Origin of the sequence: Parasedimentitalea marina (assembly GCF_004006175.1) — a bacterium.
GTDB classification, from domain to species: domain Bacteria; phylum Pseudomonadota; class Alphaproteobacteria; order Rhodobacterales; family Rhodobacteraceae; genus Parasedimentitalea; species Parasedimentitalea marina.
In genome coordinates this window covers 146,835-161,623 of the sequence record NZ_CP033221.1, presented here as the reverse complement: position 1 = coordinate 161,623, position 14,789 = coordinate 146,835, and the positions used below count along the sequence as shown (strand labels likewise).

Annotated in this window: 12 protein-coding genes and 1 pseudogene; 5 read left to right on the top strand and 8 right to left on the bottom strand. The window is 53.4% G+C overall.

Features of this window, described 5'->3' with window-relative positions:
- From EBB79_RS22860 to EBB79_RS22840, 5 genes are all read right to left on the bottom strand, one after another.
- Positions 1-630 carry a flavin reductase family protein gene (locus tag EBB79_RS22860; RefSeq protein ID WP_127751350.1) on the bottom strand — a complete coding sequence of 210 codons (630 nt, stop codon included), beginning with the start codon at positions 628-630 and terminating at the stop codon, positions 1-3.
- Positions 620-1,507, bottom strand: a complete 888-nt coding sequence (locus EBB79_RS22855; RefSeq protein ID WP_127751349.1) for an NAD(P)-dependent oxidoreductase — start codon at positions 1,505-1,507, stop codon at positions 620-622. Before EBB79_RS22855 ends, EBB79_RS22860 begins: the two co-directional genes overlap by 11 nt.
- 33 nt (positions 1,508-1,540) lie before the next feature.
- Entirely contained in the window at positions 1,541-2,449 is a 909-nt protein-coding gene (locus tag EBB79_RS22850; RefSeq protein WP_127751348.1) for a cupin domain-containing protein, read from the bottom strand.
- Positions 2,439-3,131 (bottom strand): HpcH/HpaI aldolase family protein, encoded by a 693-nt coding sequence (locus EBB79_RS22845; protein ID WP_164860905.1) that lies wholly within the window; start codon positions 3,129-3,131, stop codon positions 2,439-2,441. The genes EBB79_RS22850 and EBB79_RS22845 overlap by 11 nt, the downstream gene beginning before the upstream one ends.
- Positions 3,132-3,273: 142 nt before the next feature.
- Positions 3,274-4,227 (bottom strand): DUF6282 family protein, encoded by a 954-nt coding sequence (locus tag EBB79_RS22840; protein ID WP_127751346.1) that lies wholly within the window; start codon positions 4,225-4,227, stop codon positions 3,274-3,276.
- A gap of 492 nt (positions 4,228-4,719) precedes the next feature.
- On the opposite strand from EBB79_RS22840, the pseudogene EBB79_RS22830 reads away from it, so the two are divergent.
- From EBB79_RS22830 to EBB79_RS22820, 3 genes and pseudogenes are all read left to right on the top strand, one after another.
- Positions 4,720-5,994: pseudogene (locus EBB79_RS22830) on the top strand (IS3 family transposase).
- Positions 5,995-6,049: 55 nt separating this feature from the next.
- Complete coding sequence (locus tag EBB79_RS22825) at positions 6,050-6,574, top strand: carbohydrate ABC transporter permease (protein WP_127751345.1); 525 nt, start codon at positions 6,050-6,052, stop codon at positions 6,572-6,574.
- Complete coding sequence (locus EBB79_RS22820; protein WP_127751344.1) at positions 6,574-7,398, top strand: carbohydrate ABC transporter permease; 825 nt, start codon at positions 6,574-6,576, stop codon at positions 7,396-7,398. Before EBB79_RS22825 ends, EBB79_RS22820 begins: the two co-directional genes overlap by 1 nt.
- A gap of 24 nt (positions 7,399-7,422) precedes the next feature.
- On the opposite strand, the gene EBB79_RS22815 is transcribed toward EBB79_RS22820, so the two are convergent.
- From EBB79_RS22815 to EBB79_RS22805, 3 genes are all read right to left on the bottom strand, one after another.
- Entirely contained in the window at positions 7,423-8,544 is a 1,122-nt protein-coding gene (locus tag EBB79_RS22815; RefSeq protein ID WP_127751343.1) for a Gfo/Idh/MocA family protein, read from the bottom strand.
- A 90-nt stretch (positions 8,545-8,634) separates the two neighbouring features.
- Positions 8,635-10,116 carry a tripartite tricarboxylate transporter permease gene (locus EBB79_RS22810; protein WP_127751342.1) on the bottom strand — a complete coding sequence of 494 codons (1,482 nt, stop codon included), beginning with the start codon at positions 10,114-10,116 and terminating at the stop codon, positions 8,635-8,637.
- Between the two features lie 808 nt (positions 10,117-10,924).
- Complete coding sequence (locus EBB79_RS22805) at positions 10,925-12,130, bottom strand: Bug family tripartite tricarboxylate transporter substrate binding protein (protein WP_127751341.1); 1,206 nt, start codon at positions 12,128-12,130, stop codon at positions 10,925-10,927.
- A 447-nt stretch (positions 12,131-12,577) separates the two neighbouring features.
- Between EBB79_RS22805 and repA the strand changes: the two genes are divergently transcribed.
- Both repA and repB read left to right on the top strand, forming a co-directional pair.
- Positions 12,578-13,768, top strand: coding sequence for a plasmid partitioning protein RepA (gene repA, locus EBB79_RS22800; RefSeq protein WP_127751340.1), 1,191 nt, complete (start codon positions 12,578-12,580; stop codon positions 13,766-13,768).
- Positions 13,768-14,745 carry a plasmid partitioning protein RepB gene (repB, locus tag EBB79_RS22795; protein WP_127751339.1) on the top strand — a complete coding sequence of 326 codons (978 nt, stop codon included), beginning with the start codon at positions 13,768-13,770 and terminating at the stop codon, positions 14,743-14,745. The genes repA and repB overlap by 1 nt, the downstream gene beginning before the upstream one ends.
- The last annotated feature ends 44 nt before the right edge of the window (positions 14,746-14,789 follow it).

Below are 14,789 nucleotides of genomic sequence, written 5' to 3'. Positions count from 1 at the left end.
TTAGTCCTGCTCTCTTTTGACAAAGACACGTGGCAACTGGAACCGCGAACCAATCGTGGCAAAGTCCAGATAACCAAGGCGGCTGATGTGCTGGACTTTATCATAGTCCACCATCCCATCGGTCAAACAGGCTTCATCTATGTGAACCCCCACCACCTCGCCGAACACCACAGTATTTGGGTTTTCTGGCCGGTTCGTCGGCAGATGTTTGACCTCGATCGTGCGGCATTCAAATTGGATCGGCGAAGCTGCAACGCGCATCGGTTTCACCAGTTCAGATGGTAGGGTTTTTAGGCCAGTTTCTTCGAACTCATCAACCTCGATGTCCCAGGCTGTTGAACTTTGATTAAGTGCCTCACGCAGCGGAAAAGTGGCAACATTATAAACGAATTCACCAGTGTCGCGGGCATTCACCCACGAGTCCTTGGGGCTTTCGTCCGGTTTTAAACCATTACACGAGAACATAACCGTCGGAGGAAAGTTATGAACCAGATTAAAATAGCTAAACGGCGCCAGATTGTGGTGCCCGGTGGCACTGATCGTTGAAATCCAACCGATGGGCCGCGGCGATACGCAGGCTGCAATTGGGTTATGGGCAAGGCCGTGACCTTCATCCGGTTTATAAAACACCATCGGTCTCCGTGTCAGCATTTGTCAAGGCGGCGGCAATCATGGACACAAAATCTGCTTCGCCCGCGCCCGTTTTTTCGTGATTTGCAAAATTGTTCAGGGCGGCGCGCAGTGTTGGCGTGTCAATGCCAGCATCACGAGAGACTTCGTTGAACATTGTCAGGTCCGCGACAATGCCGGAAACGGTGAAACTTGGCGGCGTTTGCGCACCCTTGATCACCGGCGCTTTCAGGGCCAGAACGCCATTCGCCGCAGGGCTGTTGATCAGAATCTCCAGCATTTTTTCAACCGACAATCCGCCGCTTTGCCCAACTTGCAAGGCCTCACGTAGGGATTGCCAGTAACTGGCCAACATCATGTTATTAACAATCTTGGCCATCATGCCCTGACCCAGCGACCCGGCATGTACAATACGATCGGACAGGGCCTCTGCAATCGGCTTGAAACGCGTTACGTCCGACTCGTCCCCGCCAATGTATATGCCGCATTTGCCCTTTGACACCATCATCGGCCAACCCGAGATAGGCGCATCAAGTACCTGCGCACCAGCGCCATGGAAACGGCTGGCATAACTGGTCAAAACCGCTGGATTGACCGTGCTGCAATCGACAATCAGCCGCTTGGAAATATCCAGCCCAATCAGCACTTCAAGCACCGACGTCACAGCCGCATCATCGCTTAGGGACAGCAGTATGACATCGACGTTTGCCACTAGAGCGGCCAGAGTTTCATGCCCTCGAACACCTGTCTCTTGGGCCCAGACTTCATTGACCCCGCTTCGGGTCCAGGCTTCTACAGCATAGTCTTGCCCTGATAGACGCAAGGCAATCGCCGTGCCCATCTTGCCCAGCCCGATGACTCCTACGCGCGTCTTCATTTCGTTTCCTTTTGGTTTGCAATTTGCCAAGTGTTATTCGGATATGTCTGGCATAGGATAGTCATCGGCATTCAAGACCCATCCAGATTTGGCGCTGAAATCTTGACGAGGAGGGCAGAAGATGTCGACCATCGCATTGCGACCTGCCCCCGTTGCCCGACTTGTATGGACTACAGGCGGAGGGATAACAAAGGCTGATGGAGCGCCGACTTTAACCTCGACGTCATCGCGCCAGTCGGCCATGTCCGTGGTCCAGGGCCAGCGTAGGTGATGTGAGTACATGCCCTCCAATACCAGCGAGCCCTGCTCAAACTCATCGTGATGGTGTGGCGACATTTTTGTAGTGTCGCGCGGTCCGTCCCAAGGGTCCAGAATGTTGACCATAAAGGTCGTACAACGAAAGATGCGACCGAACCGGCCGGGTTCTTTGGCGACGTCCAGCGAATAGTGCCTCAGTTTCCAACCGTCTTTCGGGGTTGGCCAGGCTTGAAACTCAGGGATGTGCGTGCGTGGCACATCATAGGCATCTGCATTGGGGCATTGCGCGACCAGATCTGGCGACTGACTTGTGAACATACGAAAGAAACGCCCACCCTCGGGCAGTGTCACGCTGCTGTCACCGGGAGGGACAAAGGCAATAGTGTTGCCCTGCAACACCTTTATGACGCCGTCGGCGATAATAGCAGCGCCGGCTTCGAGCAAAAGCACCACGTATTCATCTGCCTGATCTTTGCGCGCGAATGTGCCGCCGGGTTGTGCCTCGGACTGTACCAGCACAAAGTTTTGACCGCGTACGAACCAGCTTTTACCATTCGTGTCGTCCACATCAGCTGCCGTGTCATAAAAGGTCGCAAGTTGGGATTCCGCGATCAGACCCGTTGATGGCTTGGCGGCTGCCGCAGGCGCAAGCGCCGCGCGGGCGTCTGATTTATCATAGGCCATCGGTGCGGTCTCTCTGTTTTAAAAACGAGTTCTGAAAATCCTGCAGCTGCGCCTTGGCAGCGTCCCGCAGAAGTGTTTGATCCGAAGCTACGATAAATGCGGTCACGCCCATATCTGCCAGGGTATCCGCATCCGCAACGCTGCCGGACATCGCGCAGATTGCCACATTGGCCGCTGTAGCTGCCTCAACGATCCGCATTGTTGCCGCCTTGACCGGTGCCGAGCCCGGTTTGACCTCACTATAAGCAACGGTCAGATCACCCCGTCCGATAAAGACACCATCAAGCCCGGGTGTTGCCACGATCTCTGAAATATCTTCGACGGCTTCGGGATCTTCAATCATTGCAATCACCAACGCCCGCGCATCTTCGTCTTGAAGGTGCTGCGCTATTGATTTGCTGCCGAAATTCCCTGCCCGTGTGGTCGGGGAGTACCCGCGTGACCCGCTATTGTACCGTGCCGCGCTGACAATTTCCTGCGCTTTCTTCGCGGTGGTCACATGCGGGACCAAAACCCCATCGGCACCGCAATCCAGAACCGACAGGATGCAAGCCGGATCACCATTCTGAACCCTTACCAGACACCCCAAACCCGAGGCGCGGCAAGCCAGAATGATGTGATCCGTGGATTCGCGATTAAAGGCAGCATGCTCTTGATCGATTACCACAAAATCATACCCCACCACCGCCAGAATTTCCGCTAAGCATGGTAGTGGCTATTTTCAAAAACTTCCGATAAGCCGTTCACCGGCCAGAAATCTCTGCCGCAACCCTCTATTCGAATGTCTCATGACTGCGCCTTCGCCTGACCTTAAGGGTTTACGTTCAGTTTGCTGTGCTGCTTGGAAGTGGAAGACCGACCAATTTGGAAGGATTATCTCGCACCAATAGCCGCACTTCGTCTTCCGTCAGCCCAGACGCCAGACACAGCTTGATGGCCTGACGCATGCCTTCTACGGGCGTGGGATTGTCCACTTGCCCAAGGTCAGAGCCGATCGATGAGTTTTCAACGCCAGCGGCGCGGATGTGTTCAACTAGCAGTTCAGGTTCAAAGACATTGAAACGGCTGTCGATATACAGACAGGCAGACTGCTCGATCAGCGCTCCAAATTCTGCGATCTCGCGGATGTCATCGTAAGTAAAATGGAGACCGTACATCGGGTGATTGACAATCAGGTTTTTCACGCCACGCGTTTTGGCTTCCTCAAACAACTTCCAGATTTCCCAAACGTGCAAATGGCCCGACGACAAGACGGCGTCGAATTTGGCAATCGAATCCAGGATCTCTTTGACTGGATCTGTAACTTGGCCGCTGTCGTCTAAAACCGTCAGCAGTTTAGGCGCCTTAAGCTGAACATTCATGGCCAGCCGGGATTTTCGGAATGAACTGCGGATATGATTGGCGGATTGTGCAGTTGGCATCCAAATCATTTTACCACCATGATTCAGTTCTGAATCAACTACATATGGGTTGAACCCACCGGTGGTGTTATTCAGAACCAGGCCACCGAACATCGACACGCCCAGATGCCCCAACACGCGTTCCATCATTGGGATAACTGGCGCAACCGAATAGTGGTGATCTTTAAACAGGATGCCCCGAATCCCTGCCTCTGCCGCCTGTTCGACCGCCTGCATGTGATCAACTTGGCGGTCCATGATGGAGGGTCCTGAATGAACGTGCAAATCAACTGCGCCCTGCATGAGGGCGTCAACGATGCCATTGTCAACACCGGAAACTAACTCGCGGACCTTGATACGGTTACTTTCAGAATCCATCGCGACTTTCCTCAACGTTGCTAACTTTTGAGGATATCACTATAAATCATGGTCATCTGAGCAACTGGATTTACCGCCCTTTCCGCAGAGTGGAACAGCTACGATCGCCAGAAAACTGAAGCGCTTCATCGTTCGTCGACAGTATTGACAAAACCGAAGTGTCCACGTTTTTGTCGCGCATCCTACTCTTACTGCGCGAAACTAAACGGCATCCTCGACAAGGTTGATCAAATCGACAATCGTTCGGTTGGTTTCAACCGGGAATAAGAACTCATCGCCCAGCTTAACGATGGCACTGTTCAACGCCTCAATCTAGGTGCGCCGTCCAGCACTGCGATCTTGCAGCATCGATGATTCATGATGCTGGTGATATGCATAGGCATGGTTCAGCATGCTATTAATGCGATCCCCATTAACGTTTATACCGACAGCCTTAGTGAGCCTCCCCGAAGAGTGGTCCGCACCTATGATTAGGAAATCGGAGGACCATAGATGGCAATTAAGAGACCTAAGCCCGAAGAGATTGTCGTGAAGTTACGGCAGGTTGAAGTGCTGATGGGGCAAGGCATGCCCCGGATTGATGCTATCCGTCAGATCAGTGTGACTGAACAAACCTAATACCGCTGGAAGAAGAAACGAGACCTTGTCCGCCATTGGTCCGAGGACAATGGTCGAGTGCGGAATGGGTGCCGAACATCTCAAGGAACCAAAGCGTCTTCAGAAAGAGAATGAGCGCCTTCGCCGAGCGGTTTCTGACCTGGCACTGGATAAACTGATCTTGAAGGAGCCCTGAACGGGCGGAGCCCCTCGCGCCGACGTGCCTGCATTGATCACCTGCGCAGCCAGGTGAAGGTTTCTGAGCGTCGTGTATGTCGGGTTCTGGGCCAACACCGGTCCACACAACGTCGAGTGCCGCAGGGGCGTGCTGACGAAGACCGCCTGGTTGCGGACATGATCGAGCTGACACGCCAGTTTGGTCGATATGGCTACCGTCGAGTTGCTGCCCTGTTAAGAAACGCGGGTTGGCCTCTCTCGGGATATTGCGGTGCAATACCCTGCCGGGCAGCGAGTGAATAACAAACGTGTTGAGCGTTTGTGGAAACGTGAGGGGCTTAAAGTGCCTATGAAACAACCGAAGAAGGGGCGGCTCTGGCTAAACGATAGATCCTGTGTCCGGTTACGTCCCGAGTATCGCAATCATGTCCTCCTCTCGGGCATGTAAACATGCCCTGCCGGGCAAAGGGATCGTACGGCTTCGTGCATCACCGAACCGATGATGGCAGGGCGTTCAAGACATTGAATATTCTGGACGAACACAGCCGGGAATGTCTGGCGATCAGAGTGAAACGGAGGTTGAACTCGAACGAGGTTATCGACGCGCTGACGGACCTGTTTATCCTGCGTGGCGTGCCTGGGTACATTCGGTCAGAGTTGCCCATTGAAGGCGCCATTGGTTCGAGCCCAATGGGCGACGGCCCTGAGTTCATAGCGGAGGCAGTCAGGGACTGGATCAAAGCCGTTGGCGCCAAGACAACCTACATTGAGCCAGGATCCCCTTGGGAGAACGGATACTGCGAGAGCTTTAACGGACGAATGCGGGACGAGCTGCTGAACGGAGAAATCTTCTACTCGCTCCGTGAGGCCCAGATCATCATCGAAAGCTGGAGGAAACACTACAACACCAAACGACCCCACAGTGGTCTGGGCTACCGCCCTCCGGCGCCTGAGGCCATCGTCCCGGTGGACCAAAGGCCAATCATGCACTAACTTTCAAATTGGACCACGCAAGTGGGGCTACTCAACGCCATATGTGCTGTCAACAATGGTGGTCACCGCGATTTGGCGTGCCTGGTTCCATTACGATTTTGGTTTTCTCAACAACGTCCTAAGAACCGTGAACCTGCCACCGGTTGAATGGCTGTTCGACCCGGACATTGCGATGCTATCGTTGGTGTTGGTTGACACATGGCAGACTACGCCGCTGACTTTCCTTATCATTTTGGCGGGCCTTCAGGCCGTACCAGACGAAGTCTACGAGGCGGCAAATGTCGACGGGGCCGGCCCAGTCCGGGTCTTCTGGTCTATTACACTGCCTTTACTGATGCCCTATCTGTTCCTGGCAGCTCTGCTACGCAGCGTCGACGCCTTCAAAATCTTTGACAAAGTCTACTCCCTAACCGGCGGGGGACCCGGCCAAGCGACCGAAACTCTGTCGATGTATGTTTATCGCCTCGGCTTTCGGTTCTTTGATGTTGGGCTCGCCTCGGCGGCTGCAATCATTATGGTAGTGATCGCAGGCTTCCTCGCCATGATCTACGCATCACGTCTAATGAAAAGTGAGAAATAATGGGTATCCGGCAGATTTTCACTCTCCGTGCGCTTACAACCTATGCTCTTACCGCGATCTTTTTGGTGCCCATTGCATGGATGATTTCGACCTCGGTCCGCCCACCACTGGACTATATCTCGACATCGACTTCGCTGATCCCTTCGTCTGTGACCCTGGAGCACTACCGGGACCTGTTGCAAGACGATCTGATGGGCAAGGCGATAAACAGCGTCATTGTCGCGCTAAGCACCACGATCCTAGCGCTGGCAGCTGCCTTTCCAGCCGCCTATGCGTTGGTCCGCCTGAAATTCCCTGCCCGTCTGGATCTGGTCTTTTTGGTGTTTGTCCTGTTGGTCAAACTCACCCCGCCCATCTCATTGGCGATTCCCCTGCATCAAGTGCTGCGCACATTAGGATTGTTGGATACTTTGGCCGGGCTGATCCTTGTTTATCAGGTCTACGCCCTGCCCTTTGCCATTTGGATGCTGCTTGGATTTGTCCGCGACGTGCCAGTCGAATATGAGGAAGCAGCATTGGTTGATGGCGCCACTCTACAACGCCGCCTTTGGTCGATTGTCCTGCCCGTCATGGCACCCGGTTTGATCGCCACATCGGTGTTTGTTGTCATCCTGAGCTGGAACGAATTTGCCTACGCGTTGCTGTTCATTCAATCGCCTTCCAAATTCACCCTGCCGACCTATATCGCTACCCTGGTTACCGAAGATGAAACCTTCTGGGGGCAACTGTCTGCCGTTGGCTTTATGGCCTCATTGCCAATTCTTGTGATGGTCAGTTTTGTGCAAAAGGGTCTGACGCAGGGCTTTAGCGGCGGTATCAAGTAATCGATGGTCGACGGTACTTATAACCTACTGCATCAAGTCCTCCGGCGTGACCGGCAAGGAGACAGGTCGGCCAAGACGCGCAGACAAATCCATCGCCATAGTCAATATCAGGTTTCTATGCCCGTCGGCAGCTGTTGCATGCGGTGTAGACTGTCCAGTATACAACCGCTGGAACCAGGCGTTGGTTTCTTCGCGCATTGGGCCCCAAAGCTGACCGTCATGCATATCACCAGGGGGATAACTGGTTAGAAAATCAACGTGGCGGGGTGCGCCAGGGTCAAAGCCCTCGGGCGCATAGCCGGCCCCCTGCGCATGGTCTGACGCCAGCACCAAATCGCGGTGTGTGTCCTCAATATCGATGACACCTTCAGTGCCTACGATGCCGATCTCAATCCCGTAAACTGAACCGGGCCAGATTGTCGGCAAGGCCCAGCTGATGTTCATGCTCCAGACGGTGCCGTCGTCCATAGTGAAAATGCCAACCGTGCTGTCCTTTGTGCCGTATTTCCCCAACGACTTATCAACGGATTGGGCAAAAACGGACACCGGCGTCTTGCCCTCCATCAGCCACATGCACATGTCCAGACTGTGGGTGCCCGACACCACCATTGGCGTCAGATTATCCCGATCCTCGGTCCGTGAAAGCGTGGCAATCGGCACCATCCGGTTCATAAAGGCTCGCGTGACAACCGTGGTCACATCGCCGATCTGGCCGGTGATAAGGCGTTCCTTGACCGCCAGGAATCGGCGGCGGAACCGCTGGGTATAGCCAACAACTGCATCCACTCCTGACTCGGTGATTGCGTTCAGGATTTGCTCGGATTCCTTGGCATTTGTCGCCAGCGGTTTCTCGATAAACAAATCAAAGCCGCGCTCAACTGCCAGCAATGTCGGGCCTGTGTGAAAGTTTTCATCCGTAGCGATAATAACAGCGGTGACTTCAGGCCGCGCCAATAACTCTTTGTAATCAGTAGTGAAGAAATCGGCGCCAGTGTCTTTTTGCAACTTCTCTCCCAGCTCAGACTTTGTGTCACACAGGCCAATCCAGCCCACACCAGGATAGTCACGCGCCAATTCACCGCGAATACGGCCAATAGTTCCACAGCCAACAATCGCGAGGCCAATTTCATTGTTCTGTCTCGTCATTTTCTAGTCCTGGTGAGGCCCATATCGGGTGCGTTTCAGTAAGTGTTCATGTGCCCGGTGCCGCCCCAAGTTTGGAATTGGCACTGGGTGTTAGGCAGTGACACGATTACGAAAGGCACGCAGGACGCCCTCGGCAATGATTGCAATCAGGGCAATCAGTAAGAAGGTGCCAATATATTGCGTGGCGATGTAACCGTAGGATTTATTGTCAAAAACCAACATCGAGCGGCGTAGATTTTCATCGGCAAGTGGTCCCAAAATAACGCCCAGCACAATCGGCGCAGTTGGGAAGCGAAAGTAGTGCAGAACAAATCCAGCAAACCCCGCGCCAAACATAATCCAGACGTCAAACATGCTAAGCCGCACCGAATAGGCACCAATCACACAGATTGGAATGATCATCGGCAACAACACCCCACGGGGAAGGCTAAACAGTTTCACACAGGGTTTGATCAGAGCAATTGCCGCGACATACATCAGCAGATTGGCGACTATCAGCGCCGCATAGATGTAGTAAATCAGCCCAGGATGGTCGATTTCAATTGTTGGTCCAACTACCACATTCTTCAATGCCAGCGCCCCCAACAAGGCGGCAGCGGCAGCATTTCCTGGAATGCCCAGCGACAACAGGGGCAACATTGATCCGCCAATATTGGCGTTATTGGCAACCTCAGCACTCACAATCGCCTCATAGCTGCCCTTGCCCCACTTCGCCTTTTCGTCGGGCTTGGCCCGGCGTTTGGCAATGTCATACGACAGGAACGATGCAACATTCGCGCCCGCCCCTGGAATGGCGCCAATCAAGGTGCCGATCACCCCAGATCGCACCGCCGTCGGCGTATATTTCATCAGCAGGCGGAATGGAGGCAGCACCCGGCCCACCTCTTTGGGGATTTTGTAGTGGTTTTTCTGTGGCAAGACCCTCAGCACTTCGGCTAGGCCAAACAACCCGATCAGAACCGCGACATAGTTCACACCATCCTGAAGTTCGAGCGAGCCGAACGTAAACCGAGACACGCCATGAATAGGGTCAATGCCCACAAAGGCGACCAACAACCCGATCCAGCCGGCGATCCAGCCTTTTAGCGGCATACTGCCCGCAGACATTGAGCCACTGACCGTGATCCCGATCATCGCCAACAAGAACATCTCCCATGAGCGGAAATTCAGTGCAAAAGACAGCACCAGTGGAATGAAACCGACCAGCAAAAGGATACCGACCCAGTTGCCAATGAACGAGGCGCCGATGGCCATGCCAAGCGCTTTGCCTCCCTCGCCCTTGCGGGCCAGCGCATGACCTTCGATCATGGTGGGAACCGCATCTGGTGTGCCGGGGATATTGATCATCACGGCGGAAATCGCGCCACCAAAGACGCTGCCGGTATAAACGCCCAACATGAAGGATAGCGCTGTGTTCTGCTCCATGCTGGCAGACAGGCCAATCAACAAAGCCATTGCCATAGTGGTTGAGAGGCCGGGCAAAGCGCCCCAAATGATGCCCAATGACACGCCGGTCAGGGTGATCAGCAGGATATACGGAGATAGCGCCTGTAGGATTGCATCGATAATCATTAGTAGGACCCCGGCAGCGGAACTTCGAAGACATAGCGAAACACGCCACCAAACTGACCGACCAGATGACCGAGACGATAAAGGCAGGTAAAAGGCCCGCACGCCAGAAATAGGCCAGCAGTAATGACAACATTACAGTCGTATGCGCTTCAAACGCGCCCAATTGTAACGGCATGCCAAACAGCTCGAACCGGTAAGTGAACGGGATCACATCCAGTGCCAGAATGTAGGCGCCTATAAAGGCAAACAGCAGTGCGGTGCGCAGAAACGAGACCTCTTCCTCGGTGTCATCGACCACCACCGGCATGGACCGGCGCTTCCACGCGAGATAACCCAACATCGCTGCCATCAGCAGCAGCGAGGCTGCGGTGACAATCGGCAGCAGACCCGGGAAGGTCGAAACGCCACCGGGCATTTTCAAGGACAGTGCTTCGTAAATTATCCAGACAGACAGCGCGGCCAGAAACGCCGCCGCAATCATATCCTGTTTTGGCGATGCAAACCCGGCGTTTTCGTCTTCGTACAAAGGAGGCTTTGGAAGTCATTTTCAGTCCTGTGATCCCTGTCTCGTACCGTGGCTGATTGCCTGGAAAGTCCAATGACTCCCCAGGCCGATGGCGGGTTTAGCCAACTGGCTTGTAACCTTGCGGTGGCCACCAACTGTCAAAGTCTGCCGGATCCGGTAGACCAAGGTCGCTTGCAGATTTAACGTCTGCACCGATCTGGTCAGAAAACTTGTTGAAGGTATCCACAGTGATCGTCTCAAGCTGGGCAGCAGTCCGGTCGGCACTTTCACCCGTGCGGATATTCAGTTGGAAGAATTTTTATCCAGCATCTCGCCGAACCCGGCTGAATTGGCCGCAGCGATAAACGCCTCTTCTACCTGGGCCTGAATATCAACTGGAGTGTCACGCTTCATGATGAAGTTGTAAGTGGGGCCAACAGGTAGGAACGAAGCGATTGACGGCAAGAGGTTGCCCACTGTCGGCAAAACAGTTCCATCGTCCAACACAATATCTTCGGTTCCAGTTTGCTGTAAGCATCGCATCTTACCCGCGCGGATCAGCTCGATATGCTCATGAACACCGCCGCCAGCAATATCAACTTCGCCTTGCATCCCGGCGAGGGTCGCATTTTTTCCGCCCTTGTACGGTATATAGTTCAATGTAATTCCGGCAAAAGATCCAACGATCATTGCCAGTTCATGCCACAGGCCACCGGTGCCAGAAGTCGAAATACTAATGCTACCCGGATTAGCTTTTGCAGCCTGAACCACATCATCAAAAGTTTGGAACGGTGAATCTATCGGCACCGACCAACTGGCCAGCGCGCTTGCGGCCTGGAAAAAGCTCCACTCTTCCCATGGTACAAAATCCACGTGCCCCATAACCCGGACAAATTTATTATAATTGGCGCCGCCCAAAACAGTGTAGCCATCCGCCGCTTGTGCGTGAACGTAATTTGTTGCCACTGCACCAACAGCCCCAGGCTTATTGATAACATTGACTTTCCAACCCTTCGCAGCCGCCATTTCAGAGGCCAACTTGCGCATAATTGTGTCGGTGCCGCCACCGGCGCCATACATGACCACAATGGAAATTGGCCGCTCCGGATAGCCCGAGGCCAACGCTTGCGTCGCCGGTATGGTAATAGCCATTGCGCCCATTGCCGCCGTGCCGCCTGCCAGCATCTGGCGCCTGTTTAGGCTAAACTTATCTGCTTTGGTCATCGTCTTCTCCCTCATTGATTTTGCGATCTTAATTCCGGGTTTTTTTCGCCTTCCCTCGCAATGCGCACAGCATTCAATCAGGTCGTGACAGTGGGCTTGAAGCTGAACACCAACTTTTCCACCACCTTGTCGTTGCGCCTGATTTGAATGCGCTGCGGCAGCCCAATTTGCTGCCCAAGCATCCTCCCTCGTTCTCGCAACAAGCAGTCTCAGCATTCCTAGAAGCTTGAGAACCAATATTTTTTGATGCGAGGTATTATCAAATTTGATGCATGGTCGTGACATATTTTGAATGTCAGCGTCTGGCTTCAGTCTCTGACAAAATTCTTGTCTCTTATGACCGCCCTCAGTCCGGCCATCTAATTTGGCCTGTCGCGGACCAACGCGCAGACACAAATTGGAATGCACACTTGCTTGATGCGCGAATATGGCGGCCGATTCGTGATATGAATAAAACAGCCATCACCTGGCATTCCCCATGCCGTGTTCACCACATTACAAACGGAGTCGAAAATTTCGATTTTCCAATATTTATAACAGGTTAGGGTGTATTGTTGTTGACTCCCACATCACAGGGAGCAGTTAGTTGGTGCACAAAAGCTAAAAAAGTGTTGTCTGGGGATAAGTTGCGTGCCATGAACTTTGTAGTCGCAAGTTTGCGAAATTTGCGCTGTTTGGCGTCGAAACACAGTAGGCCCGCCAAGAGGCCATCAAGGCAGAGTAGATTAGACCATGAAAACTGTAGAAACCAGTTCTATTGCAGCATCGATTGCTTCAAACGCGGCACGCCTGTCCGACGCGCTCAACAATCATATGCGCAACAGTTTTCAACCTGACAGCCGAAAAGCATTGCGTAAATTTCACCCAGCAGAAGTGTCTGAACTGACCGGCATCAGCATGTCGAACTTAAGAACCCGACATCAGGAGAGCGACTTTCCGGATGTTGAGGCGGATTCCAGGGGTCGCAGGCTCTATACAGCAGAAGAGATCGACCAAATCCGCCACGTGATGGCGCGCACCGGGCGAAACGGTGAGACCTATCTTCCGGGACGCCGTGATGGGGATGCCCTTCAGGTCGTTTCTATCGTAAATTTTAAGGGCGGCTCGAGCAAAACCACCAGTGCGATTCACTTAGCACAGCGCTATGCATTGCGGGGATACCGAGTTCTTGCAGTCGACATGGATCCGCAGGCCAGCCTGACGACAATGTTTGGCTATCGCCCGGAAATTGAATTCGCTGAGAGCGGCACGATTTACGATGCCCTGAAATACGAAGACCCGGTTCCATTGAGCCAGGTCATCCGGAAAACCTATTTTCATAATCTGGATCTGGCGCCGGCTGGCCTGTTGTTGTCCGAGTACGAGACCGAGACCGCCTATGCGCTTCAGCACAAACTCGATCCTCCATTCACCCAGCGTTTGGCCATTGCACTCGACGAAGTCGAAGCAAATTATGATATTGTCATTATAGACTGCCCGCCTCAGCTTGGGTTCACGACAATGACCGCTCTGCTTGCATCAACGGGTCTGCTTATTACTGTTGTTCCAAGCATGCTGGATGTGGCTTCTATGGCGCAATTCCTTGAAATGGCTGGAGAAACTGTTCAAGCCTTAGAGGAAGCCGCAGGACCGGTTGATTGGAATTTCCTTAAGTTTCTAATCGCCCGTTATGAACCTACGGATGTACCACAGTCACAAATGGCCGGGTTTTTGCGGTCCATTCTGCTTGACCAAGTCCTGAACACACCGATGTTGAAATCCACGGCGATCTCGGATGCAGGGATGACACAGCAGACAATTTATGAGCTGGATCCCTCGCAAGTCGTCAAGAAAACGCTTGGGCGCATCCTGGAGAGCGTGAACGGCGTAGCCGACGAATTCGAGAAAACTATCCAGCAAGCTTGGGGAAGGGAAACTGACTGATGGCCCGTAGAAATTTATTCCAACCCCCTCCCCCGCCTGATGCAACAACCATTGCGACATCGTCCACCGAACAAAAACAGCGCTTTCCAAACACTGGCGCAATGGGCGGTGTGAAATCGACCCTCAAGGATGTGGCCAGTAACGCAGTGAGAGACATTTCGGTCGATATGATCGAAGAAAACGGCCCCAAGGACCGGCTCTCTTTTAGCGATGCTGATGTACTGGCACTGGCCGAAAGCATTAAGTCGCATGGCCAACAGGTGCCAATCATGGTTCGGCCTGTCGTGGACAAGCCGGGTTACTACCGCATTGTTTATGGACGCCGCCGGTTACGCGCCCTTAAATTCCTCGGGCTGCCCGCCAAGGCGCTGGTCCGGTCTCTTTCTGATGAACAGGCTATCCTGGCTCAAGGTCAGGAAAACACACAACGTTTGGACCCCAGTTTTATCGAAAAAGCACTATTCGCTGCCGAGCTGGGTGAAAGTGGTTATGAGCAAGCCGTCATTCTGGATGCACTTGCCGTGGACAAACCAATGCTGTCTCGGATGACCAAGGTCGCACGATCTATTCCAAAGTCTGTGATCCAACGTATTGGATCTGCACATGGAATAGGCCGTAGACGCTGGGAAGACCTGGCAAACCATCTGCGAAATGATGACCTGGACATTGAACAAATCTCTTCAGCTCTTCAGCTCGAGGAAACCACAAGCTCGGATGACCGCTTTGCTGTGATCAATAACGCTGTTGTGCGTGCGCTGAAACCACAGGCCCCAGATGAGCTTGCCCCCTCCCCGACCCTATCGATCACGTTAGGTGATGGACCGGCCCTGGCAGAGATCAAAGAGACTGCACGTGCCTTAACCGTCAAGCTGTCGAAGACTGATGCACCGGATTTTGTTCGATGGATGCGTGACAACGCCGAAGCCGAACTGACGCGTCTCTATGAGACGTGGCAGTCAGGCCAAGGCACTGACTGAACCAATACCAACGAAACCCTATAATAAGGAGCACGACCAACAGC

Coding starts and splice junctions, on each gene's coding strand:
- EBB79_RS22855 (WP_127751349.1), bottom strand. CDS start 1,507: ATGAAGACGCGCGTAGGAGTCATCGGGCTGGGCAAGATGGGCACGGCG.
- EBB79_RS22850 (WP_127751348.1), bottom strand. CDS start 2,449: ATGGCCTATGATAAATCAGACGCCCGCGCGGCGCTTGCGCCTGCGGCA.
- EBB79_RS22840 (WP_127751346.1), bottom strand. CDS start 4,227: ATGGATTCTGAAAGTAACCGTATCAAGGTCCGCGAGTTAGTTTCCGGT.
- EBB79_RS22825 (WP_127751345.1), top strand. CDS start 6,050: ATGGTGGTCACCGCGATTTGGCGTGCCTGGTTCCATTACGATTTTGGT.
- EBB79_RS22820 (WP_127751344.1), top strand. CDS start 6,574: ATGGGTATCCGGCAGATTTTCACTCTCCGTGCGCTTACAACCTATGCT.
- EBB79_RS22815 (WP_127751343.1), bottom strand. CDS start 8,544: ATGACGAGACAGAACAATGAAATTGGCCTCGCGATTGTTGGCTGTGGA.
- EBB79_RS22810 (WP_127751342.1), bottom strand. CDS start 10,116: ATGATTATCGATGCAATCCTACAGGCGCTATCTCCGTATATCCTGCTG.
- EBB79_RS22805 (WP_127751341.1), bottom strand. CDS start 12,130: ATGTCACGACCATGCATCAAATTTGATAATACCTCGCATCAAAAAATA.
- repA (WP_127751340.1), top strand. CDS start 12,578: ATGAAAACTGTAGAAACCAGTTCTATTGCAGCATCGATTGCTTCAAAC.
- repB (WP_127751339.1), top strand. CDS start 13,768: ATGGCCCGTAGAAATTTATTCCAACCCCCTCCCCCGCCTGATGCAACA.